Source organism: Garicola koreensis (assembly GCF_014195445.1).
Taxonomy (GTDB): domain Bacteria; phylum Actinomycetota; class Actinomycetes; order Actinomycetales; family Micrococcaceae; genus Nesterenkonia; species Nesterenkonia koreensis.
On the sequence record NZ_JACIBT010000001.1, the window covers coordinates 646,977 to 671,321 of the forward strand.

Below are 24,345 nucleotides of genomic sequence, written 5' to 3' on the forward strand. Positions count from 1 at the left end.
ATCACGCTCCTACCAGGTTCTGGCCGCAGACCCGCAGGGTCAGCCCTGAGGTGCCTGCCGCCGAGGGCGAGGCGAGGAACGCCACCGTCTCGGCGACGTCGACCGGCAGCCCGCCCTGGCTCAGGGAGTTCAGCCGGCGGGCCACCTCGCGGGTGCCCAGCGGCATCTTCGCGGTCATTTCGGTCTCGATGAAGCCCGGTGCCACGGCGTTGATCGTGCCGTGGCGGGCCTCCAGCTGAGCCGAACCTGCCGAGACCATGCCCATCACCGCGGACTTGGAGGCCGCGTAGTTGGTCTGTCCGCGGTTTCCGGCGATGCCTGAGGTCGAAGCCAGCGAGACGATGCGCGGGCCCACACCGTTCTCGACACGGCTGAAGAGCTCCGAGCCCAGCAGCGTCCGGTTCATTCGCAGCTGTGACTCAATGTTCACCGCGATCACCGAATCCCAGCGCGGGGCGTCCATATTGGCCAGCAGCTTATCGCGGGTGATGCCGGCATTGTGCACCACAATGTCCAAGCGGCCGTAGTGCTGCTGGGCATGATCCAGAATGCGCTCGGCGGCGTCGTCTCTGGTGATGTCCAGCTGCAGGGCGGTGCCTTCGACCTCATTGGCCGCAGCTGCCAGCGCCTCCCCGGCGGCCGGGACGTCGACCAGGATCACCTGGGCACCGTCGCGACGCAGCACCTTGGCGATGGAGGCCCCAATCCCGCGGGCAGCACCGGTGACCACCGCGACCTGGTCCTGAAGTGGGGCGGCCCAGTCATGGGGAAGCTGGCCGTTGACGCTGTTGACGCTGACAAACTGTCCGGAGACGAAGGCGGAGCGGCCCGAGAGCAGGTAACGCAGCGCACCGGCCACCCCGGGGGCAGTCGCGTCCAGCTGTTCGTGCAGCACGATGCCGTTGGCCGTAGCACCGGCGCGCATCTCGTGCGCCAGCGACCGGGTCATACCCTCTGCGCCCTTGCGCGCAGCGCGGGCGGTCGGGTCGTCTGTGGACTCGGGGTCGCGGAAGACCGTGATCACCCGCCCGGAGGGCTTGAGCTGTTTGAGCATCCCGCCCAGCTCCAGCACGTTTCTGCTGAGATCAGCCGGGGTGGCCGCTGTGTCGAAGACGGCGACGACGGCGGCGACCTTCTCCTTAGGGCCGATGTGGCGTCGCACGTCCAGATCCCAGGTGAGCAGCCGGGCGGCAATATTGTCCGCCACCTCTGATGCACCCACCACGACGACGGGGCCTTCGATCAGCGGTGCCTCCGGCCGGTAGCGGCGCAGCTTGGCCGGCTGCGGCAGCCCCAGGCTCTTGGTGATCTTCCGGCCCAGGCCGCTGTTGACGAATTCGGTGTAGGTATCAGTTGCCATGAAGTCAGTCTCACCGTCCTTCGATGATCGCAGTGATTCCTTGGCCGCCTGCGGCGCAGACTGAGATGAAGCCCAGCTTGCCCGGCTTGCCGTGCAGCAGCTTGGACAGGGTGGCCACGATGCGTCCGCCGGTGGCGGCGAACGGGTGCCCGGCAGCCAGGGAGGATCCGTTCACATTGAGTCGGCTGCGGTCGATGGTGCCCAGCGGCTTGTCCAGACCCAGCTTCTCGCGGCAGAACTCCGCAGACTCCCAGGCCTTCATCTGTGCCAGCACGGTGGAGGCGAAGGCCTCGTGGATCTCGAAGTACTCGAAGTCCTCGAAGCTGAGGTTGTTGCGCTTCAGCATCCGTGCCGCGGCGTAGGTGGGCGCCATCAGCAGCCCCTCCGCACCGTCGACGAAGTCCACTGCGCCCTCTTCGTAGTCGATGAAGTTGGCCAGCTTCGGCAGGTCACGCTCATCGGCCCACTCTTCCGAGCCCAGCAGCACCGCCGAGGCGCCGTCAGTCAGGGCAGTGGAGTTGGCCGCCGTCATCGTGGCCTGATCGCCCAGGTCCTTGCCGAACGCCGGGGAGAGCTTGCCCAGCTTCTCCATGGTGGAGTCGGCGCGCATATTGTTGTCCCGGTCCACCCCCTTGAACGGGGTGACCAGGTCGTCGAAGAAGCCGTCGTCGTAGGCTTTCGCCAAGTTCTTGTGGGAGGCCAGGGCCAGTTCGTCCTGCTCTTCGCGGGAGATCCCCCACTGGTCTGCGGTGATGGCCATGTGCTCGCCCATCGACAGCCCGGTGCGCGGTTCGTTGACCCCCGGAGCCTGCGGGGCCAGGTGGCCGGGCCGGATCTTCGCCAGCGCCTTCAGCCGCTGCCCGGTGGTCTTGGCCCGGTTGGCTTCCATGATGATGCCGCGCAGCGCATCGGTGACCACGATGGGGGCATCGGAGATCGAGTCCACCCCGCCGCCGATGGCGGAGTCGATCTGGCCCAGCTTGATCTTATTGGCCAGCGAGCCGATGGCCTCCATCCCGGTGGCGCAGGCCATCTGCACGTCGTAGGCCGGGGTGTTGGAAGCGATCGGGGTGCCCAGCACGGATTCGCGCACCAGGTTGAAGTTCTTGGAGTGCTTCATCACCGCACCGCCGGCCACAGCTCCCAGCTGGGCGCCCTGCAGCCCGTAGCGGGCAACCAGGCCGTTGAGCGTGGAGGTCAGCATGTCCTGATTGGAGGCCTTGGCGTAGGCGCCGTGGGCGCGGGCAAAAGGTATGCGGTTTGCGCCGATGATGACGGCGTCGCGGATGTCTGCCATGGTGTTTCACCTTCCCGTGTGGCTTTATTACTCATCAGTATCTTAGACTACAGGTGTCGGCTATCACCAACGCCTAAATTCTCCCTCAGGAGGTTCCCTATGACCACTGCTCACGACGACGCCACCACCGACGAGTTCTCCATGGCGTCCGTTGACGTCGAAGAGGTCGAACAGCTGCTGCTGGGCGACTTCCCGGATGTGCGCCGCGATGCGCGGGAACAGATGAAGGATCCGCAGTTCCACAAGATCGAGGGACTCAGCACCGAGGACCAGCGCGAGCGGACCTATAAGCAGCTCATCGCACTGACCGAGAGCGGCTCGGTCCACCGCGCGTTCCCCGCCGAGTTCGGCGGCCAGGACGCCCACGGGGCCAACATCGCCTCCTTCGAGGAGCTGGTCACCGCTGATCCCTCCCTGCAGATCAAGGCAGGTGTGCAGTGGGGCCTGTTCGGCGCAGCGGTGATGCACCTGGGCTCCCACGAGCATCACGGACGCTTCCTGCCCGGGATCATGGATCTCTCCGTGCCCGGAGCCTACGCGATGACCGAATTCGGCCACGGCTCGGATGTCGCCGCCCTGGGAACCACTGCCACCTACGATCCGCAGACCCAGGAATTCGTGGTCCACACACCCTTCACCGCCGCCACCAAGCGTTTCCTGGGCAACGCGGCCCTGCACGCCAAGGCCGCTGTGGTCTTCGCCCAGCTGATCACCCAGGGGGTCAACCACGGGGTGCACTGCTTCTACATGGACATCCGTGATGACAGCGGCGAGCCCCTGGAGGGAATCACCATCACCGACGACGGCCATAAGGGCGGTCTCAACGGTGTGGACAACGGCCAGGTCAGCTTCGATCAGGTCCGCATTCCGCGCACCAATCTGCTCAACCGCTACGGCGACGTCGACGCCGAGGGCACCTATTACTCCTCCATCGAATCGCCGGGCCGGCGGTTCTTCACCATGCTCGGCACTCTGGTGCAGGGCCGGGTCTCGCTGACCGGTGCCGCCGTCTCGGCCTCGAAGCTGGGCCTGGTCGGGGCGATCACCTACGGCAATCAGCGCCGCCAGTTCAACGCCGCCTCCCCCACTGAGGAGGAGGTGCTGCTGGACTATCAGCTGCACCAGCGCCGGCTGATTCCGCGGCTGGCGACCACCTACGCCGCCTCCTTCGCGCACGAGAAGCTGCTGGCCAAACTCGATGAGGTCTTCTCCGGCCGCGACGGCTCTGATGAGAACCGTCAGGAGCTTGAGACGTTGGCCGCGGCCATAAAACCGACCACCACCTGGCACGCACTCGACGCGCTGCAGGAGGCCCGTGAAGCCTGCGGCGGGGCCGGCTACATCTCCGAGAACCGGTTCACCTCCCTGCACGCAGACCTGGACGTCTACGTCACCTTTGAAGGCGACAACAACGTGCTGCTGCAGCTGGTCGCCAAGCGGCTGCTGGCCGACTACGCCGCCGAGTTCAAGGACGCCGACGTCGGGGCGCTGGCCAGCTACGTGGCCAACCAGGCCTCAGACACGGTGATGCACCGCTTCGGCCTGCGCCGGGCGCTGCAGGAGGTGCGCGACACCGGCAACGAGCGACGCAGCGCCAACTGGTTCAAGCAGCCTGAGGTGCAGCACGGGCTGCTGGCCGGCCGGGTGCGTCAGCTGGTCGCCGATGTGGCCACTGAGCTGCGCAGCGTGGCCAAGCTGTCCCCGCAGCAGCAGGCCGATAAGTTCAACGAGCACCAGTACGAGATCATCAGCGCCGCCAAGGCCCACGCCGACCTGCTGCTGTGGGAGTCCTTCACCGACGCCCTGGAGAGGATCAAGGACCCCGGCACTGTACAGGTGCTCACCTGGCTGCGCGACATCTTTGCACTGAGCCAGATCGAGGACTCCCTGGGCTGGTACCTCAGCAACGGGCGGATGTCCTCACAGCGGGCCAGGACCCTGGCCCCCTACATCAACCGTCTGGTGGCACGGGTGCGGCCCCACGCCCAGGATCTGGTCGACAGCTTCGGGTTCGCCCCGGAGCATGTGCGCATGGAGGTCGCCTCCGGCGCGGAGAAGGCCCGTCAGGATGAGGCCATGGACTACTACCGCAGGCTGCGGGCCTCCTCCGAGGCACCAGTGGATGAGAAGACGCTGGTGGACCGCAAGCGGGCCGCCAACAAGAGTAGAAAGAAGTAAGAGCGACTAGGCAGCCCCGGCCTGAGCGCTCAGCGCCCGCAGCAGGTGATCCTGCTCCTCGACGAGGATGCGGCGCAGCGCGGCCGGGGCCGCTGTGTGCTCGGCCAGCCAATCGCGGGTCAGCACAGCCACCGGATGCTTCTGCGGCTGCTGGCCGGGGCTGAGGCTCTGGCTGCCGGGGAAGAGCCCACGGATTACCCGCGTCGCCTGACCCTGGGTCATCTTCTCCCACACCCCCGTCAGCGATTCGAAGTAGGCCTCAGCGAAGTCGGCCGTCAGGCCCTGGGGGTCAGCGCAGAACCCGGCCACCGTGGCGCTGAGATGATCGTTGGAGAGCTCCACACCCTCGGCGTCGGTGCCGGTCAGCGCCTGATCGAAGGCCGCCTGCTTGACTTTTCGGTCCGGCCGGGCCGCCAGCGCCAGCCGGTGGGCGATCCTCGAGCGCGCCGTAGTCCGGCTGTTCAGCTCGGCGTCGAGCATCTGTGCGTCGGCGCGGCCGTGGGCCGCCAGGGCCTGCAGGAAGGCCCAGCGCAGCTCCTCATCGACGTCGAGTCCGCTGATGCCGTTGTCGGCGGCGTTTCCGTCCAGCAGATCCGCGATGAGATCCAGCTGCTCGGGGCTGCGGCGAGAGACGCTGGCCAGGGTGCGCGCCGCCGCGCGCTGCACGTCTGAGCCCTCAGCGGCAGCGATGAATTCGGCCAGCCGGGAGGTCAGTTGGGCTTCCAGCTCGGCGCGCTGGGAGGCTGGGGCGAAGCGGTCGGTGGCCGCATCGGCCTGGCGCAGCAGTGTGGAGGCCACCGAGACTTCCGGGATCTGCAGCCCCAGGGTGGTGACGGCGTTCACGAACCGCGCAGCGGTCAGCTCGGCGTCACGGACCATGGACCACAGTGCGGCCCAGACCGTAGCGCGGGCCAGCGGGTCGCCCACCGGGCAGCTCAGCGCCGCGGCGACCGAGGCCGGGTCCAGGCTCAGCTTGGCGTAGGTCAGGTCCTCATCGTTGGGCAGGATCAGCCGCGGCACCTCCTCCTGGGGAAGGTTGATGCCCGGCACCTCCGTGAGCCCGTCGGGGGCATCGGGGGGGATCTCCACTGGGACTGAGGCCGTCCGGGTCAGCGCTCCTGTGCCGTCCAGGGTGAAGAGTCCCACGCGGGTCACATGCGGCCGAGCAACCGGATCACCGGTGGTGGGATCGGTCCCGCTCTGGCGGACCGACAGCGTTCCGGCGTCGTCGATCTCTGCGGCCAGCACCGGAATGCCGGCGGTCTGCAGCCACGCCTGTGCCCAGGTGTGCATGTCTTTTCCGGTGGTGGCCTCCAGCTCGGAGAGGAAGTCCTGCAGAGTGGCGTTGCCGAAGGCATGGCGGGCGAAGTACCGCTGGGCTGCGGTGCGGAAGGAGTCCTGACCGGCGTAGGCGGCCAGCTGCTTCAGCACTGCGGCCCCCTTGGCGTAGGTGATGCCGTCGAAGTTCTGGTCGGCGGCCTCCAGATCGGTGATGTCGGCGACGATGGGGTGGGTCGTGGGCAGCTGGTCCTGTACATAGGCCCACCCCTTGCGCGAGTTGGCGAAGGAGATCCATCCGGTGGTGAACTCGGTGGCCGAATCCACCCCGTAGGCGCCCATGTAGTCGGCGAAGGACTCCTTCAGCCACAGATCGTCCCACCAGCCCATGGTGACCAGGTCGCCGAACCACATGTGCGCCATCTCGTGCAGGATGGTGTTGGCGCGGGTCTCGTGCTGGGCCTGCGTCGCCGCAGTGTCGAACACATAGGCTTCGGTGAAGGTGACCAGACCGGGGTTCTCCATCGCACCCAGGTTGTACTCCGGGACGAAGACCTGATCGTACTTCTGCCTGCCGTGAGCACCGGCTCCCCAGGGGTAGGGGTAGGCAAATTCGGCGTGGAAGAAGTCCAAACCCTGTTTGGTGACGGTGAAGAGCTCCTCGGCGTCGAGGTGTTCGGCCAGTGATCTGCGGCACAGCAGGGCCAGATCGATGCTGAAGGGCTCACCGCCGGGCACGCTCCCGCGCCACTGGTCGCTGACCAAGTGATAGGGCCCGGCCAGCAGGGTGGTGATGTAGGTGCTCATCGGTTCGGTTTCGGCGAAGCTGACCTTCACCAGGCCCACCCCCTCCAGCCCTGCGGCGTGGCCGCTGACGGTCTGGCGGGAGACTTCGGGACTGTTGGAGCGCAGCTGCCAGGTCACCGGCCCGGTGACGGCGAAGCGGAATCGGGCCTTGATGTCGGGCTGCTCGAACACCGGGAACACCCTGCGGCAGTCGGCCGGCTCGTACTGGGTGTAGAGGTAGACCTGGCCGTCGCTGGGGTCCACGAACCGGTGCATGCCCTCCCCGGAACGGCTGAAACGCGAGTGCGAGCGGATCTCCACCACATTCTGCCCCTCGCTGAGCCCGGAGAGCAGGATCCGTGCGCCGCCGACATGGGTGTCGATGGGCCGGGGTTCGCCATTGATGCTCAGCGACTCCACCGAGGCGCCGATGTAGTCCAGGAAGATGTAGTCCGACAAGCCGGCGTCGTCGTGGGTGGGGGTGTACGTGAGGTCGATGCGGGTCTCGACCGGATAGGTGGCAGCATTCTCCCCGGCAGCGTCGGAGAGGTCAGCGTGGACCTGGTAGTGCGAGACCGAGATGGCCGCTGAGCGGGCGCGGGCCTCCTCGCGGGTGAGGTTCTCTTCGTGAAGATCAGGCATACCTGCCATTCAAGCAGATACGGCCTCACCTTTAGCGCGGCGTCTGTCGTGGAGCAGGCACAGGCCGATCGCGACGGCGAAGAGCGCGGTGATCGGGCCCATGAGGAAGAACATGGTGATCGCCTCGCCTCCCGGGGCAGCCATGGCTGAGATGACGGCGATCAGCAGCACCACCCAGCGCCAGGAGTGCAGGATCTGCTTGCCGCTGACGATGCCCATCATATTGATGCCCACCAGGACCACCGGCACAACCATCGCGACGCCGCAGGCCAGGAAGAGGTGCAGCACGAAGGTGAAGTAGATGTCGGGGGCGATGATGTTCGCCGTGCCCTCGGGGTTGAGGCTGAAGAAGAACTCGATGGCCCGCGGCAGCACAATGTAGGCCATCAGGATCCCGGCGACGAACAGCGGAACCGAGGCGCCGATGAACGCGATCGCGTAGCGCTTCTCGACCTTGCGCAGCCCGGGCATGATGAAGGCCCACAGCTGATAGAGCCACACCGGTGAGGAGATGATGACGCCGACGAACAGTGAGATGCGGATCAGCAGGTCAAGGGGCTGGCCGACGGCGTTGAAGGCGATCTGGGTCAGCCGGTTGCCCTCGGCGTCTGTGTAGCCCTGAACGGGGTCGGAGAGCAGCTCGAAGATCCAGTCGTAGAGGAAGAAGCCTGCGACCGAACCGGCCACAATGCCCACTGCCGCGATGGTGAGGCGTTTGCGCAGCTCTTTGAGATGCTCGCGCAGCGACATATGGGCCTCGGGGTCGCGGCGACGCCCCTTGCGGCGCTTCTTCGTGGCCCCCTCAGCCGGCTGGCCGCGTTCAGCGAGCGTCATCCGGGGTCAGCGGTGGTCTTTGGGCTTGCGCGTTCTGTGCGCCTCAGCGGTGGGGTCGACGACTTCGCCTTGGACGGCGCGCGGCTCACCCTCGGTGTGGTCACCGGAGCTCTGATCCTCATTGGTGGTCTTGATCTCTGACTTGAAGATCCGCGCAGACTGGCCCATGGATTTCGCCAGCTTCGGCAGCCGGGTGGCGCCGAAGAGCAGCAGAACGATGGCCAGGATGATCAGCCACTGCCAGCCTTGAATTCCCATTACGAGTGTCCTTTCCTCAATGGTCCAAGTTTAGCGGACTCACCTGGACTGCGAATCCAGGTCGCTGAGCCGCTCTTCGGCGGCGCGCAGCACCTGGTGGCGCAGGTCTTCGGGGTGGACCAGTTCAATGTCGCCTCCGGCCTCCAAGCAGATGGTGATCGCCGTGCGGCGCGAGGCGAAGTGGGTGCGGATGAACACGGAGCCGTCGCGGGAGTCTCTGCGCTGCAGCTCGGGGGCGAATCGCGGGGCCGCGGCGGCGAAGGGCGCAAAGCGCAGTACGACGCCGGTGAGTGAGTCGCTTGTCTTCTGCACGGCGGCCGGCCCGGCCTCGGTGCGTTCCAGCGCGTGGGCTTCGGCGCTGCGCGCCGAGTCCGGCAGCGGGGTCAGCGACTGGAAGCGGTCGAACCGGAAGAGCCGCTCCCCGGCTGCGCTGCGGCACCAGGCCCGCAGGTAGATGTGCGGGCCGTCGTAGATCACATGCACCGGTTCCACGCTGCGGTGCGAGGAGCCTCCGGCGGCGTCGGTGTAGTGCAGCTGCAGCGCGTAGTCCCCGGTGATGGCCGCTTCGATGACCCCCAACGCCTCGGAGTCGGCATCAGTGCGCTGCAGCGTCATGGCCTCAGCTGCCGAGGCGATGGACTCCGGCACCACGCCCATCACCTTCTGCTGCACACTGTGAGCCGCATCGGTCAGGTGCTGATGCTGCGCCGGTGAGACTTCGATCAGGGCCTTCAGCGCGATCAGCAGGCTCAGCGCCCCGGGTTTGGTCAGCGAGACGGGCCGGTGCATGGCCGCAGCCGAGGTGCCGTCGGGAACGGTGAGGATGATCGGCTCATCGGCGCCGAGGTAGTGCTCATCGAAGCTGGCCCGGTCCAGGGGAAGCTCCGGCTCCACGCTGACGTAGCGGCTCATGCCCACATTGGGGCCCGACTGCTCGATGCTCAGCAGGTCCCGGTGCAGCTGCTCGGCGGTGATGTGGTATTCCGAAAGCAGCCGGCTGGGCGGCACACCTTCGTTGTCCAGCAGGTAGGCGGTCATATTGATGACCCGGTCGGTGCTCAGCCCGATATTGTCCTTGCGCACCTCTGCGCCGACCGGCCGCAGCCGGCCCGGTTCCGGTGCCTGGCCGGAATGGGCGTCGATGACGGCCTGCAGGGCTTCGCGCGGCTCTTGGTATTCGGCCATGCGGCGCAGGATGGTCTGCGTCTGCCCGGCGTCGAAGTCCGGTGCGTTCGCCTGCTGCTCGACCTCGTCGCGTTCGGCGCTGCCCAGGTCCTTGGTCTTCAGCTCGACGACGGCGTCCTGGATCCGGTCCAGCCTGAAGATCCGCTGTGCCCGGCGGTCCAGGTCGTGGCCGATTAAGTACCAGTGGCCCCGGCCTCCCAGGGCCAGGGGCACCGCACGTCGCCGCTGGGTGCTGCTGGGTCCGCGGCCGGTGTAGGTGAAGGTGATCGGCGTCCGCAGACCGATCAGGCTGATCTCCAGCAGCCGGTCCAGCTCTGTCGCCGAACCGAGGGAGGCCTGCAGGACGGTCGGTGCGCCAGGGTCTTCGGCGGCAGCTGGGTTCTCGGCGGTGCCGCTGAGCGCCCACATCGCGTGCTGCAGGCCGCGGACGCTGCTGGCGGAGAACAGCATTCTGGCCTGATGCAGCGCTAGGCGCTCCTGCTGGCTGAGCTGAAGATCGGGAAGCCCGTACTCCTCAGTGGGGATGCGGTAGCGGTGATCGCCGGTGAGGTCCTCAGACTCCTGAATCGGGATCCCGGCTGAGCGCAGGTACTGCTTATCGGAGCTGAACCGGCGCTCCAGGGCGGAGAGCTCCCGCTCCCGGGAGGCTTGGTCCAGGAATTGGGCCTCGCGGTAGCGGCCGGCGTAGCCGTCGACCTGCTGGTAGATCTGCTCCTTGGTCAGCCCGTGCGGGCTGTGCTCCAGCACGCTCTGGTGCAGGGTCAGGCACCGGACCAGCATCGGGTCCGCCTGCACTGTCTGCTCCCCCTGCTGCGCCATCGGTTCAGGCCTTGCGCACCTTCACCAGGTCGACCACAAAGATCAGCGTCTCGTTGGGGCCGATCGCGGCTCCGGCGCCGGCCTCCCCGTAGCCCAGGTGCGGCGGAATCTCGAAGCGGCGGCGGCCGCCCTCCTTCATCCCGATCAGACCCTGGTCCCAGCCCTGGATGACCTGGCCGATGCCGGCGGTGAAGTCCAGCGGCTTGCCGCGGTTCCAGGAGGCGTCGAACTCCTCCCCGGTGGACCAGGAGACACCCACGTAGTGGCAGGAGATCTCGTCGCCGGGAACCACCTCAGCGCCGGAGCCGGGGATCATGTCCTCAATAACCAGCTCCTGCGGAAGCGGACCTTCGGGGAAGTCGACCTCTGGCCGGGTACGGTCATAACTGCGCTGTCCGAAACTCATACTATTCAGTCCTCTTCCTACCCGTCGTGGGTGCCGTCTACGGATGTCGGATTCTCAAAGGATTCCAACGCCGCTTCTAAGATTTCGTCAAAGTTCTCCCGATTCATAAAACCGGCTTCCACGACTATGTGGTTGTTGCCGTAACTCATCGCACCGACTCGGTAGTTCGGATCCGGTACGTCCTCCCCCTCAGAATCGTCGCGCGCACCCTTCAGCACGACTTCGAAACCGCTCAGGTCGCCAGACATTTGGTCAAACTCATAAACCGAATTAGACGAATTCTGATTCTGTTCTTCGGAACAAGATCCCCCTACAGCATCGAACGCCCCCGTTACATCTCCCTCAGCGGCGGTGCTCAGCAGATACGCATCAAAAATACCATCCTGCCAATCAGAGTACGACGCAACTAAGGCCGCGTGAGTATCCACACTGCTTCGCCACAAATCATCGAGGACGTTCTGGCAATCACCCTGAACGTTTTCGAGGGCATTAAGCGCGAAGAACCCGCCGAGATACTTTTCCCGCAGCGAGAACTCTTCAATATCTAGAACCCTCGGGTCTCCGTCACTCTCGAATCCCGCCGGCAACTGACTTTCGCTCAGGACTCTATCGGTGAGTTGAGTCTCGGTCAGTGGTGCTTCGGGCATCGACTGTGAGGCACACCCCACCAACACCACGCTGGCAATGCAAGTAGTTACAAACGCTGAAATTTTCCTGGATATCACCTTCAAGAGTCTACGGCTTGTAAATCTAGCCGTGCACACCGATTACGATTCCGCACCCAACGTGCGCATGCCGACACCCTGCGAAGACGTTCCATTCGAATCCACGACAAACTTAGAAACTCACTTGTCGGTATCTTCGCCTTGCTCCATCTGGTCCAGCATCTCCTGCAGCTCCTCTTCGGACATGTCCTCCGGCATGGGCTGCTGCTGAGGCTGCTGCTGAGGCTCGGGAAGGTCGTCAGGGCTGATCGCCTGGACGATGTCGATGACGAAGATCAGGTGTCCGCCGGGCTGGCCGCCTTCGGTGAGTCCTTCATCGTCGGCGGCTTCGCCGTAGGCTTGTTCCGGCGGGATCACCAGCATCAGCCGGTCGCCGACGTTATTTCCGGGGATGCCTTCAATCCAACCGTCGATCACACCCCCGGTCAGTGAGAATCCGAACGGTTGGCCGGCTTCACCGTCCTCGGTCCAGGAGCCGTCGAACTCCTCGCCGTTCTGCCACTGCCAGCCGCGGTACTGGACGAAGAGCTGGTCGTCCTCGGCGATCTCACGGCCCTCGCCAGCGATCAGCTCCTCGGTGGCAAGCTCCTCGGGTGCTTCAGCCTCGGAGTCGTGGTTCTGCAGCTCTGGGGCTTCGCCGATCTCGTTGGTGACCTCCGGCAGGTCGCCGGACGGCTCCTGGACTTCGCCGTCAGCGTAGGCGGGGTACTGGTCCTCCAGTCGGAAGATGGCCAGCTGCTGATCGTGGGCGCCCTCGTCATCTGCCGGGTAGTAGATGGCCACATCGGAGCCGACCGTCACCCCCTCGGCAGTCAGCGCATCGAAGTAGAACTGATCAATGTCCATCCCGGTCTCTTCCATGCTGGGAAGCCAGGCGATCTGCGGAAGCTCGGCGTCGAAGTTGTGGCCCATCACATCACCGCTCTCCGGTGAGGCCGCCACCTGCCGAACCTCAAGGAGTGAGTCTTCCTTGACCTGCTCGCCGTCGCCGGAACGAAGCACCCGGGAGGCACCCTCGTCGGTGTCGACCGGGGAGTAGAGAACGACCTCGGGCTGGTTATCATCTCGAACATGAAGGTCAACGTCTAGAAGAGCATCAGAATCCCCCAACCCGGCAGCTCCAGACGGTTCAAAAAAGGATTCATCATCTTGACCGCATGCTGTGAGCAATAAAACGGCGGCAGTCGGCAGGGCAAAATTTCTAGTGCGCATCAGGGGAACCTTACTAGGTGTGGGTGAATTCGTCAGATCAGCGGGGGCTCGTCGCGCTCGGGCTCGCCCAGCAGTGCGTAGCGGTCAGTCAGCGCCAACGAGGCCCCGCTCCCCCGGCGCTCATCCAGGGTGCGTTCACGCAGCTGACTGCTGCGGTCTCCGAGTTTGTCCAGCAGCGCATCAATGCGTGAATCGACGACGGCGAAGGGGTCTTTGAGCATCACCGCGTCCAGGGGCCGGTCGGTCAGCTTGTGGTGGACCCAGTCCACCGTGCTCTGCGCACCATAGGCCCGAGCAGTGGAGACGACCTGCCCGCGCAGCGCCGCCCGGGTGGCCGGCGGGGTGATCATCGCCTCGGTCACTGCGCCGGCGTCCAGCACATCGGTGGCGCGGCCGCGCCGGCGCAGCATGTGAAAGAGCCCCCGGTCGGGGTTGACATCGTGATAGGCCATATCCACCTGCTCCAGGCGCCGGTGGCCCATCTCAAGGCCGCGGGCATCAGCGACCTCCTCGACGAGGCGCTTCTTGATCGCCCAGTCGATGTCGTGGTCGATCAGCGTGTGGTCCCCGGTCTCCACCGACTCCAGAGCACGCTCCCAGAGCTCCAGCACGGTCTCGACGTGCTCGTGGTGGGCGCCGTGCTCTGCGACAAAGCGTTGGGCCCGCTGCAGCAGACCGCGCTGGATCTGCACTGCGGTGTGGTCTTCGGCTCCGCGGACGCGCACTGCGGCGTGGCCGGTGATGTCGTGGCTGATGTGGCGGATGGCGCTGATCGGGTTCTCCAGCTCATAGTCGCCGATCGGCACACCGGCTTCGATCATGCGCAGCACCAGGTCGGTGGATCCGTAGCGCAGCAGCGCGGTGGTGGTGGACATATTGGAGTCGCCGACGATCACGTGCAGCCGGCGGTGGGTTGCGGCGTCGGAGTGGGGTTCGTCGCGGGTGTTGATGATCGGCCGTGCCCGGGTGGTCGCCGAAGAGATGCCCTCCCACATGTGATCGGCCCGCTGGGAGAAGGCGAAGTGGGCCTCGGTCTCATCCGTTGCCGGCACCACCCGGCCTGCCCCGCTGATGATCTGACGGGTCACCAAAAACGGCAGCAGGATGCCGGAGAGTCTGCGGAAGTGGGTGGTGCGCGGGATGAGGTAGTTCTCGTGGCTGCCGTAGGAGTTTCCCGCGGAGTCCACATTGTTCTTCAGCACGTAGATCTGCCCGCTGAATCCGTCTAGGTGGATGGCCTTCTCCGCAGCGACGGCCAGGTCATGCATGATCCGGTCCCCGGCGTTCTCATTGGCGATCAGATCGATCAGGTCGGCGCATTCGGCGCTGGCGTACTCGGGGTGGGAGCCGACGTCCAAGTAGAGCCGGGACCCGTTGGGGATGAAGATGTTGGAGCTGCGGCCGAACTCCACAACCGGCCGGAACAGGTAGCGGGCCAGCTCATCGGGCGGCAGACCCCGGCCCTCCACGGGCCGGTGGGAGATGCCGAACTCAGTCTCGACGCCGAAGATGCGGCGGTCCACGCGCTACTGTCCGCCCTTCTGCACGAAGCTGCTGACGAACTCCTCAGCGTTGGACTCCAGGACGGTGTCGATCTCATCGAGCAGGCTGTCCAGCTCCTCGGCCTGCTGGCTCGCCTGCGGGTTGGCCTTCGCCTGCGCTGCCGCTTCGGGGCTCTGATCGTCTTCGCCGCCGGGACGGCGGGGCTGCTTCTGGGGCTGGGATGCCATCGGTGATCCTCCTTCAGGGCGTCTTACCCATATTAGGTCATGAACGTGGGTGCTTATTCCCTCATCGGCCGCTGCCGAGCAGCTTCTGCAGCGCCGAGATCATGCTGGGGGCATCCGCAGCCGACTCCAGAACGGGTTCGGCCTCGGTGCGCCGGCCGGCCTCCGGTTCGGCCAGCCGCAGCCGCACCGGTGAAGAGGCCTCGTCGGGGCGCAGCAGGATCTGGTCCCAAGAAGCCCCGGCGACCAGGTGGCTGTAGTCGGAAATGAGCTTTCCGCGCAGCCAGGCCCGAGTCTCCTCCGGAGGGTGGGTCGCGGCCCAGGTGACCTGTTCGTCGCTGAACAGCCGACGCATCCGCCCGGCGCGGACCAGCCAGTAGTAGAGGCCCTTCTGCTCACGCAGGTCGTGGTACTGCAGGTCGATCATCCCCAGCCGCGCCGAGTCCCAGTCCAGCCCGTCGCGGCGACGGTAGGACTCTAAGATCTGCAGCTTCGCGACCCAGTCGACCCGGTCCGCGGCGCGGGCGGGGTCCTCCTCCAGATCGGTGAGGATCTCCTCCCAGGCTTCGAGCACCTCGGCGGTCTCGGTGTCCGGCACCGTGTGCGGCAGGCCGGGGCTGCTGGCCTGACCGGCGTGCTCCACTGCGGCCTGCAGGTACAGCCGCTGGATTTCCACTGCCGTCATGGGGCCGCGGTCGGTGCTCACCGTGGTCTTCAGGCTCGGGTCGTGGGAGACGGCCTTCAGTGCCGCCACCGGGTCGCTGAGCCGGATCACGGGGGCCCTGCCGGCTTCGATCATGTCCAGCACCAGGGCGGTGGTGCCCACCCGCAGCCAGGCGGAGTATTCGCTCATGTTGGCGTCGCCGATGATCACGTGCAGCCGCCGCCACGAGTCGAAGTCCGCGTGGGGCTCATCACGGGTATTGATCATGGGTCGGCGCACCGTGGTCTCCAGGCCCACCGGCTCTTCGAAGAAGTCGGCCCGCTGCGAGATCTGGAAGCCGGCCTGCTGCGCCAGCTGGCCGATGCCCACCCGGCCGGCGCCGCAGAAGATCTGCCGGGTCGCGAAGAACGGCAGCAGGTGGGTGACCAGCTGGTCGAAGGCCAGGCTGCGCGGCACCAGATAGTTCTCATGAGCACCGTAGGAGACCGATTTGTTGTCGGTGTTGTTCTTATACAGCAGCACCTCTGGGGAGTTCGGCTCCCGGTTGAGCCTGGCCGCCGCGGCCCGGGCAACCTCGTCACCGGCGACGTCGTAGAGCACCGCACGTTTGGCCCCGATCGTCTCCGGCGCCGAGTATTCGGGGTGAGCGTGGTCCACGTAGAACCGGGCGCCGTTGCCCAGCACCAGGTTCATCAGCAGCTGCGGCTGGTCCTCGTTGAGCTGGAAGAAGTCTCCGCGCCAGTGGGCGGAGCCGGGGGCGTTGAACCCGCCGCGCTCGGCGGTGTCGGCCGGGCTGGGGTCACCTCCGGAGACATTGCCCAGCGCATCGCGGACCGACCCAGAGCCGGCCTCCTGCTCGGCGGCGTAACTGAGCGCCTCATCACTGTCGGTCAGCTGGGTGGGGTGGGCGGCTGAGCGGGGCAGCACCCAGCCGCGGGCATCGACCAGCGGTGATTCTGACTGGTAGTCCCACTCGGTGCCGGCCACCGATCCGCCCGCTTCGGTGACGTGGGCGGCGTAGGCGTTGACCAGCTCGATGGACAGCGCCACGTGGTTGGCCTTCGGGTTGGCCGGAGCGTGGATCCCGTACTCGGTCTCCATGCCGATGAGGCGGCGCACGCTCATGGGTTCAGTCCCATTCCGCTGATCATGGCCCGCTGCTCGGTCATCTCGGCTTCGAGCGCGGCCTCCAGGTGCTCTGCGGTGAGCCCCTTGGCCGCCGGGTCCTGCTCATTGCTGAGGAACTCCTTGATCGCGCCCTTCTTGGCCCGGTCCACCACGTTGGAGAGCACCGCACCGGACATGAACCCGGCCTGCTCCGGGTAGAGCCGGGTCACCACCGTGTTGATCAGCGCCTCGCGGGCAGCGACGGCGCCGCCGTGGTCGGCCATCAGGGAGGCGCGCAGCGGCACATCGGAGCCTAGGTGGATGCGCAGGATCTCCCGCGCCCCATCGGCGGAGGGCCGCTGCACCCGGATCTTCACGTCCAGCCGGCCCGGCCGCAGGATGGCCGGGTCAATCATGTCCTCACGGTTGGAGGCGCCGATGACGATCACATTGTCCAGCGACTCCACCCCGTCGATCTCGGCCAGCAGCTGCGGCACGATCGTGGTCTCCGCGTCGGAGGAGACCCCGGTGCCGCGGGTGCGGAACAGCGCTTCCATCTCGTCGAAGAAGACGACGACGGGCCGGCCCCCGGAGGCCCGCTCACGGGCGCGGGAGAAGATCACCCGGATATGGCGTTCGGTCTCACCGACGTATTTGTTCAGCAGCTCCGGGCCCTTGATGTTCAGGAAGAAGGCGCCGTCGCCGTTCTCATCGGCCAGCGAGGAGGCCACGGCCTTGGCGATCATGGTCTTGCCGGTGCCCGGCGGGCCGTAGAGCAGGATGCCCTTGGGGGCGAGCAGGCCGTGCTCCTCGTAGAGGCCGGCGTGCAGGAAGGGCAGTTCGACGGCGTCGCGGATCTGTTCGATCTGATCGGCCAGGCCGCCGATGTCGGCGTAGGAGACGTCGGGGGACTCCTCCAGCACCACGTCCTCGACCTCGGAGAGCGCGACGACTTCGGTGGCGGTGCCGGTGCGCAGGTCCACGATGACCGCGTCGCCGATGCGCACCGGGTGACCTTCGGGCTTATCGGTCACCGGGGTCAGGCGGACCACCCGTTCTTCCTCACCGCGGGTGATGATCACCAGCCGGTCATCGGGAAGCACCTCTTTGATGCGGGCGACCTCGCCGGTGCGCTCCGGGGCGCCGACGGCGATGATGCTGAGGTTCTCGTTCAGCAGCACTTCGGCTCCGGGAATCAGCTCCTCGGTGCTGATCAGCGGGGAAACGGAGACCCGCATCTTGCGTCCGGCGTGCAGCACATCGCAGCCGGCGGCGGTGGCGGCCTCGATTTCGCGGCCCTCGGCGGCGTCGCGGGCTGGGTGGTAGCGGATGACCGAGGCGTAGGTGAACGGTGGGTTCCCGTCGGCCTCCAGGGCCTCCTTGAGCTGCTCGATCTGCCCGCGGGTGGACTCCAGCATGCCGGTGATCCGCTCATTGTGCCGCCCGGCGGTCTGCAGCTGCTGCTCCAGGTCGCGCTGGCGGTGCCGCAGGTTGTCGATCTGCCGGTGCGCCTGCTCCAGCTTCTGCTGGGCCTGCTGTGCGGCGTCGCGGTGTTCGGCGTCATTGTGGTCAGCGGCCATCGGGCACCTCCTGTGCTGCCTCGGCGATGGACTGTGCGTGGCTGCGTACTCGGCGGGCCTTCCTGCCGGAGACCGTCCGTGTTCCCAGGTTAGCCTCATCCCAGACCGGGCCCTGATCAGCTGTTTCCTGACCTGCCTGCCAACTGGTGCCGGCCCAGGCGGCGGTGTCCTCAGCGGCGGGCTCGGAGACCTTCTCGCGCTTCTTCAGCGCCAGCGGCTGCTGGCCATCGGCTAAGCGCCGGACGGAGAGCAGGAACCCGGTGTGGGCGACCATCCGGTGGTCGGGCCGCACGGCCAGGCCGTCCAGGTGCCAGGTGCGCAGCATGATCTCGTGGGCCTCGGGTTCGGTGAAGCCTCCGGAGTCGCGGACGGCTTCGGCCAGTCGGGACAGCTGGGTCACTGAGGCCACATAGCTGACCCAGACTCCGCCGGGCGCCAGCACAGTGGAGACCATGTCCAGACAGTCCCAGGGGGCGAGCATGTCCAGCACCACCCGGTCGACGCTGCCGGGGCGCTCAATGTCTGTGGGCACCACGGCGGCGTCGCCCTGGTGGATCTGCCAGCCGGGGTGGGCGTCGCCGAAGAAGGCGTCCACATTGGCCCGGGCAATCTCGGCGAACTCTTCGCGCAGCTCGTAGGAGTGCAGAGTGCCGTGTTCGCCCACCGCCCGCAGCAGCGAGATGGACAGTGCCCCGGAGCCGACGCCGGCCTCCAGCACGTGGGCGCCGGGGAAGACGTCGGCGAGTTGGACGATCTGCGCGGAGTCCTTCGGGTAGACCACTGTGGGTCCGCGCGGCATGGAGAGCACGAAGTCGTTCAGCAGCGGGCGCAGCACCTGGTACTGGTGCCCGCCCTCGTTGGTGACCACGATGCCCTCCGGCTGGCCGATGAGCGCGTCGTGGTGCAGCACCCCGTGGTGGGTGTGCCACTGCCCGGCCTCGGCCAGGGTGATGGTGGATCGCCGGCCCTTGTAGTCGGTGAGCTGCACGCGTTCGCCGGCCTTCAGCGCCCCGGTGCGCATATGGGCGCCGACCGCCCGGCCTGTGGTGCTGTGATCGCTCATGCGCTGGCTGGTGCGGCGCTGACGGGTACCGGGCTGCGCAGCAGGGCCCGCAGGTCATCGACGCCGAGGCCGGCCAGGCTGTCCACCAGGTGCCAGGCCCCGTGCTCGGGCAGCTGCGCGTAGTGGGGCACGGCCACCGTGACCATGCCGGAGGCCACGGCGGAGGCGGTGCCCGGGATGGAGTCTTCCACGGCGATGCAGCGGGCACGGTCCAGCTCCTCGCCGGTGCGCTGGGCGTGGTCGGCGGCCATCATCGTGAAGGCTGAGTGGTAGGCCTCGGGGTCAGGTTTTCCGGCGGAGACCACGTCCCCGGTGACCACGCACTCCAGGCTGCCGGCCGGCAGGGCGGAGACGATGGCCTCGGCCAGCGGCGCGAAGCTCATGGTCACCAGCGCGCATCGTACGCCCTCGTCGTTGAGCGCCTGCAGCAGCTCACGGGCGCCGGGGCGCCATGGGATGCGCTCAGCGCAGCGGGCGGCGACGTCGGCGGTGAGGTGGTCGATGATCTCACGGTTTCCCATGTCCACACCGGCTCCCTGCAGCACGGAGGCGGAGTACTCCAGGGCTTGGCCGACCAGCAGGTGGGCCTGCTCCTGACTCCAGGCGCCTCCGTAGGACTCCACGAGTTCGCGCTCAGCGGCGATCCAGTAGGGCTCAGTGTCCACCAGTGTGCCGTCCATATCCCAGAACACGGCCTGCAAATCTGACATGGTCTCCATCGTACTTCCCCGGCGCAGGCACTGGGACTACTGTGAGGAACGTGACTGAGGAGAATCGCCCACCCGACTCTGAGGACCCTGACGGCCCAGCCGGTGGCCTGGACAGGGCCAAGCTGCTGGCTGCCCACCTGCGCAGCATCGCCGACGAGTCCGCCGAGGAGACCGGCCGGCCCACGGTGATGGTGCTGGCCTTCGAGGGCTGGAACGACGCCGGCGGGGCAGCCTCAGCCGCGGTGCGCAGCGTCGCCCACGCCCTGGATGCGGACCTGGTGGAGAAGCTCACCGAGGAGGAGTACTACGACTTTCAGTTCTCCCGGCCCAAAGTGGTCAACAATTCCGGCCACCGCGAGATCATCTGGCCGGCGACCACCATCCTGCGCGCCACGCCCCCACGTGGTGAGTTCGATGTGCTCTTCGTCCACGGGGTGGAGCCCAGCTTCCGCTGGCAGGCCTACACCGCAGACCTGCTCACCAAGGCCGCCGAACACGAGGTCACTGCTGTGGTGCTGATGGGTGCGCTGTTGGCCGATGTGCCGCACACTCGGCCGATTCCCACATCGTTCTCCAGTGAGGATTCCCAGCTGCGTGCGCTGCTGGACATTGATGAGCCCACCTATGAGGGTCCGACCGGGATCGTCGGGGTGCTCTCCCACACTGCCCATCAGGCTGGTGTGCCGGCCGTCTCGCTGTGGGCGGCGGTGCCGCACTACGTGGGCCAGGCCCCCTCGCCGAAGGCGCAGCTGGCACTGATCCGCAAGCTCGAGGAGCTGCTGGGGCTCTCCCTGGACACCCACGAGGCCGAAGAGATCGCCGAGGACGCCGCCGCCTGGGAGCGTGGGGTCGACGATCTGGCCGAGGACGACGAGGAGATCGCCGACTACGTCAAGCGCCTGGAGGAGGCCACCGACACCACCAACCTCCCCGAAGCCTCAGGCGAGGCGATCGCCGAAGAGTTCGAACGCTATCTGAAGCGCCGCAAGCCCCCGGAGAAGTAGGTCCCATCGCTGTCAGACAACCGTGCAGAACCTCCTCTGGACCGAGTCAGGGGTCGGTCTTCTCGGAGGCCTCGCGTGCTTCGCGGGCTGAGCCCACGTCGTCGACCACTATCACGATGTGGCGCACACTGGTCAGCAGCGCCCCGTAGAGCGGCCATGCGCTGTCGGGCAGGCTGTCCGCGTCAGAGAGTTCAGAGGCCAGTTCGTCCAGGTGGTCGTAGTACTGCTCGACTTCTGCATCCGGATCGGCGATTGCTTCACCGACGCCTCGGACAACCTCCACCCACTGCTCACGGAATCGGGCGTCCCAGCCGCCTTGGACGTAGGAGGCCTCACGCAGAGTGCGGGTAAGGTTGCGAAGGTGGGAGATTCCCTCATCGATCCTGCCGAGGATCTCCTCATAGCTGACCTGATCCTCCCGCGTGGCCCGCCGGCGCTGTGCCTTTTGCACGCGCATTCCGAAGCGCGGGTTGGCGACTTTGCTTTCACGGGCGAAGCGCACCACTGACCAGGCGGAGCCCAGCTCCGCAGTCATCGAATTGGTCTCCTTCAGCCAGGACTCTGCCTGGTCGGTGTCCCACGATTCGTCAAACTCGTGGGCCATATTCAGCAGCACTGCGCCCATCCGGCGGTTGATGCTGTCGACGTAGCGGCTGGCCTGCTGGTCCCGCACCGGCGGCAGCACCAGCATGTTCACCGCCACGCCCAGTGCGACCCCCAGTCCCACTTCCAGGACTCGCTCGCCCAACAGTGACTCTTGCTGGGAGTAGTCGTTGCCGAGTATGAAGATCGCCGTGGTCGCGATCGCTGCGCCTTCATCTCTGACCCAGCGGAAACGGGAGATCACCACTCCCACCAGCAGCGCCAGTGCGAACGTCCATAGGCTCACCCCCAAGAAGTGGCCGACGACGAACGACAGGCCCACCCCGACTGCCGAGGATACGGTGGTCTGAGCACCGTGGGCGAACGAGCGATACACCGTGGCGTGGACGGTCAGCAGCGCCGTCCACGGCGCCAGAAAGGGCATCTGGGAACCCAGGACGTAGATGGAGAGCGCCCAGGCAGCCGTGGCGGCCACAACGGTCTTACTGATCTGCAGAACGTCGGTGAACGTTTCCGGGCGACTCGCCCACTGACGCAGCCGTTCCTTCAGGGCCCCTGGGGCCGATCGCTTGCGGAACTGCGGCACAACTCTCCTGCTCTCCTCGGGTACGAAAGAACCTACCATTTCCAGGTTCTCCGCCCCCTGCACAAGCGGATTCTCAGCCGGTCAGATCCAGGCTCAGCTGGTCAGGTCCAGGCCCAGCAGGGCTTGGACTACCTCGGCCACACGCTTGGTACTGGTGGTGGCGGCCAGGTTGCCGGCGGCCCACTGGTCAAGCTGGTCCAGTGCCGCCGGAGCATCGAGGTTATCCGCCAGAGCAGCCATCAGCGCCCGCTGCAGCTCCTCGGGCGCATCCGCGTCGACGGCAGCGGCGTCGTCGTGCTGGGCCTGCGGTGCCGCGGCCAGTGCCTGCTTCCAGGCGGTGAGGCGCTCTGCGGCGCGACTGAGGTCGGCGTCGGTGTAGCTCCAGTCGCTGCGCCAGTGGTTGCTCAGCAGCAGGGTGCGCATCGCCTGGGGGTCCTCCCCGCGTTCGCGCAGCCTGGAGATGAGCACCAGGTTGCCCTGTGACTTGGACATCTTCTCGCCCTGCAGCCCCACCATTCCGGTGTGCATATAGCGCTGCGCCAGCGGGACCTGGTCGGCGGCGGTGGCGTGGGCGGCGGAGAATTCGTGGTGCGGGAAGCGCAGGTCGGAGCCTCCGCCCTGAACGGTGAAGGGTGCGGGCAGCCTGCGGCGGGCGATCACCGAACACTCGATGTGCCAGCCGGGCCTGCCCTCCCCCAGGCCGGCGCCGTCCCAATAGGGTTCGCCCGCGCGCCTGGCCCGCCACAGCAGCGGGTCCAGCGGGTCGCGTTTGCCCGACCGCTGCGGGTCTCCGCCACGTTCGGGAAAGAGCTCCTCCATGGTGGGCCGGTCGTAGCCGCCCACACTGCCCAGCCGCCAGTCGGACCGGGATTCGGCGGCGGCGATGTCGAAGTAGTAGTCAGCCCCGGCGGCGTCGTCGGTCTCCACCTGGTAGGCGATGCCCAGGTCGGCCAGACGCTCCACATCCTCCACCACCTCCGGAATCATCTCCACTGCCCCGATGTAGGAGGTCGGTGGGATCACGTCCAGGGCGTCCATGTCCTGGCGGAAGAGTTCGGTCTGCTCCTCGGCCAGCTCACGCCAGTCCACCCCGGTGGCCTCTGCGCGCTCCAGCAGGGGGTCATCGATGTCGGTGACGTTCTGGACGTAGTTGACCTGAAGGCCGGCGGCACGCCAGTAGCGCACCAGCAGATCGAACTGCACGTAGGTGTTGGCGTGGCCCAGGTGGGTGGCGTCGTATGGGGTGATGCCGCAGACGTAGAGCGAGGCCAGTCCGTCGTCGGAGGTGGTGGGCAGCGTGGCTGCGTTGGGGGTGTCGTAGAGCCTCAGGCTCTCTGCCAGCTGGGGCAGGCTGGGCACATCAGGGGCACTCCACGATCTCACGCAGACGGTCCTTTCGCAGGGGGTCACAAGGATGATTCACAGTCACAGGGGTGGTTCAAAGTGGCAACAGTTCTTATGGGGAGCAACTCGGCTCAGGCGTTGATAATTCCGAACCCGAGGCAGATGTAGACGAAGAGGCCCAGCAGGATCCGGTAGTTGACGAAGACCGTGTAGGAGTGGGTGGAGACGTACTTGAGGAACCAACCGATGATCACGTAGGCGACGACGAACCCCACACCGGTGGCCAGCATGGTCTGGGCGAAGTTGTAGGGGCCGCTGGGCTCCTCCACAGAGCCGATGAGCTTATAGAAGCCGGAGCCGAAGACGGCGGGGATGGCCAGCAAAAACGAGTAGCGGGCCGCGGCCTCACGGGTGTAGCCCATCAGCAGCCCGGCGGTGATGGTGCCCCCGGAGCGGGAGACGCCGGGGATCAGCGCCATGGCTTGGGCGAAGCCGTAGATGATGCCGTCGCGGATGCTCAGCTCTTCCAGCGGCTTCTTCTGTCTGCCGTAGTGATCGGCCACCGCGAGGAAGAAGCCGAAGACCACCAGCATGGTGGCGGTCAGCCACAGGGTCCGGAAGACGGTGTCGATGTAGTCCTCAAACACGAGTCCGAGGATCACAATGGGGATGCTGCCCACGATGATCATCCACCCCATGCGCACATCCGGGTCATTGTGCGGCAGTTTGCCGGCCACGGCGGCGAACCAGGCGCGGATGATGCGTACGATGTCGCGCCAGAAGTAGACGACGACGGCGGCCTCGGTGCCCAGCTGGCTGATCGCGGTGAAGGCGGACCCGGGGTCGGCGGCTCCGGGGAGGAACTCACCGACGATGCGCAGGTGCGCAGAGCTGGAAATGGGGAGGAACTCGGTGATGCCTTGGACCAGGCCAAGGATGATCGCTTCAATCCACTGCACGCAGGAAGCCTAGTGCAG

At 66.5% G+C, this 24,345-nt stretch carries 20 protein-coding genes; 2 read left to right on the forward strand and 18 right to left on the reverse strand.

Going from position 1 to position 24,345, the window contains the following annotated elements:
• Position 1: 1 nt before the first annotated feature.
• Both FHX47_RS02995 and FHX47_RS03000 read right to left on the reverse strand, forming a co-directional pair.
• Positions 2-1,360 carry a 3-oxoacyl-ACP reductase gene (locus tag FHX47_RS02995; protein ID WP_183357377.1) on the reverse strand — a complete coding sequence of 453 codons (1,359 nt, stop codon included), beginning with the start codon at positions 1,358-1,360 and terminating at the stop codon, positions 2-4.
• A gap of 10 nt (positions 1,361-1,370) precedes the next feature.
• On the reverse strand, positions 1,371-2,657 hold the full coding sequence (locus tag FHX47_RS03000; RefSeq protein WP_183357378.1) for an acetyl-CoA C-acetyltransferase: 1,287 nt from the start codon (positions 2,655-2,657) through the stop codon (positions 1,371-1,373).
• 99 nt (positions 2,658-2,756) lie between these two features.
• Between FHX47_RS03000 and FHX47_RS03005 the strand changes: the two genes are divergently transcribed.
• The gene (locus FHX47_RS03005) at positions 2,757-4,835 is read left to right on the forward strand and encodes an acyl-CoA dehydrogenase family protein (protein WP_183357379.1); all 2,079 of its coding nucleotides are present in this window, start codon (positions 2,757-2,759) and stop codon (positions 4,833-4,835) included.
• Positions 4,836-4,841: 6 nt separating this feature from the next.
• On the opposite strand, the gene pepN is transcribed toward FHX47_RS03005, so the two are convergent.
• The 13 genes from pepN to FHX47_RS03070 all read right to left on the reverse strand — a co-directional run bounded on the left by pepN (position 4,842) and on the right by FHX47_RS03070 (position 19,831).
• Complete coding sequence (gene pepN / locus FHX47_RS03010) at positions 4,842-7,541, reverse strand: aminopeptidase N (RefSeq protein ID WP_183357380.1); 2,700 nt, start codon at positions 7,539-7,541, stop codon at positions 4,842-4,844.
• 9 nt (positions 7,542-7,550) lie between these two features.
• Complete coding sequence (tatC, locus tag FHX47_RS03015; protein WP_183357381.1) at positions 7,551-8,375, reverse strand: twin-arginine translocase subunit TatC; 825 nt, start codon at positions 8,373-8,375, stop codon at positions 7,551-7,553.
• A 6-nt stretch (positions 8,376-8,381) separates the two neighbouring features.
• Positions 8,382-8,633, reverse strand: a complete 252-nt coding sequence (gene tatA / locus FHX47_RS03020) for a twin-arginine translocase TatA/TatE family subunit (RefSeq protein ID WP_183357382.1) — start codon at positions 8,631-8,633, stop codon at positions 8,382-8,384.
• Between the two features lie 39 nt (positions 8,634-8,672).
• Positions 8,673-10,637 (reverse strand): helix-turn-helix transcriptional regulator, encoded by a 1,965-nt coding sequence (locus FHX47_RS03025; RefSeq protein WP_183357383.1) that lies wholly within the window; start codon positions 10,635-10,637, stop codon positions 8,673-8,675.
• Positions 10,638-10,641: 4 nt separating this feature from the next.
• Positions 10,642-11,043 (reverse strand): FKBP-type peptidyl-prolyl cis-trans isomerase, encoded by a 402-nt coding sequence (locus FHX47_RS03030; protein ID WP_183357384.1) that lies wholly within the window; start codon positions 11,041-11,043, stop codon positions 10,642-10,644.
• A 17-nt stretch (positions 11,044-11,060) separates the two neighbouring features.
• Entirely contained in the window at positions 11,061-11,768 is a 708-nt protein-coding gene (locus tag FHX47_RS03035) for a hypothetical protein (RefSeq protein ID WP_183357385.1), read from the reverse strand.
• 120 nt (positions 11,769-11,888) lie between these two features.
• Complete coding sequence (locus FHX47_RS03040) at positions 11,889-12,878, reverse strand: FKBP-type peptidyl-prolyl cis-trans isomerase (RefSeq protein WP_183357386.1); 990 nt, start codon at positions 12,876-12,878, stop codon at positions 11,889-11,891.
• Between the two features lie 134 nt (positions 12,879-13,012).
• Complete coding sequence (gene pafA, locus FHX47_RS03045; RefSeq protein WP_183357387.1) at positions 13,013-14,503, reverse strand: Pup--protein ligase; 1,491 nt, start codon at positions 14,501-14,503, stop codon at positions 13,013-13,015.
• A gap of 3 nt (positions 14,504-14,506) precedes the next feature.
• A complete protein-coding gene (locus tag FHX47_RS03050; RefSeq protein WP_183357388.1) occupies positions 14,507-14,710 on the reverse strand; it encodes a ubiquitin-like protein Pup in 204 nt (67 codons plus the stop codon).
• 61 nt (positions 14,711-14,771) lie between these two features.
• Complete coding sequence (gene dop / locus FHX47_RS03055) at positions 14,772-16,496, reverse strand: depupylase/deamidase Dop (protein ID WP_183357389.1); 1,725 nt, start codon at positions 16,494-16,496, stop codon at positions 14,772-14,774.
• Positions 16,493-18,058, reverse strand: a complete 1,566-nt coding sequence (gene arc / locus FHX47_RS03060; protein ID WP_183357390.1) for a proteasome ATPase — start codon at positions 18,056-18,058, stop codon at positions 16,493-16,495. The genes dop and arc overlap by 4 nt, the downstream gene beginning before the upstream one ends.
• Positions 18,048-19,121 carry a tRNA (adenine-N1)-methyltransferase gene (locus FHX47_RS03065; RefSeq protein ID WP_183357391.1) on the reverse strand — a complete coding sequence of 358 codons (1,074 nt, stop codon included), beginning with the start codon at positions 19,119-19,121 and terminating at the stop codon, positions 18,048-18,050. Before FHX47_RS03065 ends, arc begins: the two co-directional genes overlap by 11 nt.
• Positions 19,118-19,831 carry an HAD family hydrolase gene (locus FHX47_RS03070; RefSeq protein WP_246327902.1) on the reverse strand — a complete coding sequence of 238 codons (714 nt, stop codon included), beginning with the start codon at positions 19,829-19,831 and terminating at the stop codon, positions 19,118-19,120. The genes FHX47_RS03065 and FHX47_RS03070 overlap by 4 nt, the downstream gene beginning before the upstream one ends.
• Positions 19,832-19,953: 122 nt before the next feature.
• On the opposite strand from FHX47_RS03070, the gene FHX47_RS03075 reads away from it, so the two are divergent.
• On the forward strand, positions 19,954-20,835 hold the full coding sequence (locus FHX47_RS03075; RefSeq protein ID WP_246327997.1) for a proteasome assembly chaperone family protein: 882 nt from the start codon (positions 19,954-19,956) through the stop codon (positions 20,833-20,835).
• Positions 20,836-20,881: 46 nt separating this feature from the next.
• Here the strand turns inward: FHX47_RS03075 and FHX47_RS03080 are convergent, their stop codons facing one another.
• The 3 genes from FHX47_RS03080 to FHX47_RS03090 form a co-directional block, all read right to left on the reverse strand.
• Positions 20,882-22,024: an FUSC family protein gene (locus tag FHX47_RS03080; RefSeq protein WP_343064280.1), complete on the reverse strand. Its 1,143-nt coding sequence runs from the start codon at positions 22,022-22,024 to the stop codon at positions 20,882-20,884.
• Positions 22,025-22,117: 93 nt separating this feature from the next.
• Complete coding sequence (mshC, locus tag FHX47_RS03085; protein WP_183357394.1) at positions 22,118-23,407, reverse strand: cysteine--1-D-myo-inosityl 2-amino-2-deoxy-alpha-D-glucopyranoside ligase; 1,290 nt, start codon at positions 23,405-23,407, stop codon at positions 22,118-22,120.
• Between the two features lie 92 nt (positions 23,408-23,499).
• The gene (locus tag FHX47_RS03090; protein ID WP_183357395.1) at positions 23,500-24,327 is read right to left on the reverse strand and encodes an undecaprenyl-diphosphate phosphatase; all 828 of its coding nucleotides are present in this window, start codon (positions 24,325-24,327) and stop codon (positions 23,500-23,502) included.
• Between the last annotated feature and the right edge of the window lie 18 nt (positions 24,328-24,345).

Excerpts from the sequence above, each read along its gene's own strand:
- FHX47_RS02995 (WP_183357377.1), bottom strand. The coding sequence starts at position 1,360 with ATGGCAACTGATACCTACACCGAATTCGTCAACAGCGGCCTGGGCCGG.
- FHX47_RS03000 (WP_183357378.1), bottom strand. The coding sequence starts at position 2,657 with ATGGCAGACATCCGCGACGCCGTCATCATCGGCGCAAACCGCATACCT.
- FHX47_RS03005 (WP_183357379.1), top strand. The coding sequence starts at position 2,757 with ATGACCACTGCTCACGACGACGCCACCACCGACGAGTTCTCCATGGCG.
- pepN (WP_183357380.1), bottom strand. The coding sequence starts at position 7,541 with ATGCCTGATCTTCACGAAGAGAACCTCACCCGCGAGGAGGCCCGCGCC.
- tatC (WP_183357381.1), bottom strand. The coding sequence starts at position 8,375 with ATGACGCTCGCTGAACGCGGCCAGCCGGCTGAGGGGGCCACGAAGAAG.
- tatA (WP_183357382.1), bottom strand. The coding sequence starts at position 8,633 with ATGGGAATTCAAGGCTGGCAGTGGCTGATCATCCTGGCCATCGTTCTG.
- FHX47_RS03025 (WP_183357383.1), bottom strand. The coding sequence starts at position 10,637 with ATGGCGCAGCAGGGGGAGCAGACAGTGCAGGCGGACCCGATGCTGGTC.
- FHX47_RS03030 (WP_183357384.1), bottom strand. The coding sequence starts at position 11,043 with ATGAGTTTCGGACAGCGCAGTTATGACCGTACCCGGCCAGAGGTCGAC.
- FHX47_RS03050 (WP_183357388.1), bottom strand. The coding sequence starts at position 14,710 with ATGGCATCCCAGCCCCAGAAGCAGCCCCGCCGTCCCGGCGGCGAAGAC.
- dop (WP_183357389.1), bottom strand. The coding sequence starts at position 16,496 with ATGAGCGTGCGCCGCCTCATCGGCATGGAGACCGAGTACGGGATCCAC.
- arc (WP_183357390.1), bottom strand. The coding sequence starts at position 18,058 with ATGGCCGCTGACCACAATGACGCCGAACACCGCGACGCCGCACAGCAG.
- FHX47_RS03065 (WP_183357391.1), bottom strand. The coding sequence starts at position 19,121 with ATGAGCGATCACAGCACCACAGGCCGGGCGGTCGGCGCCCATATGCGC.
- FHX47_RS03070 (WP_246327902.1), bottom strand. The coding sequence starts at position 19,831 with ATGTCAGATTTGCAGGCCGTGTTCTGGGATATGGACGGCACACTGGTG.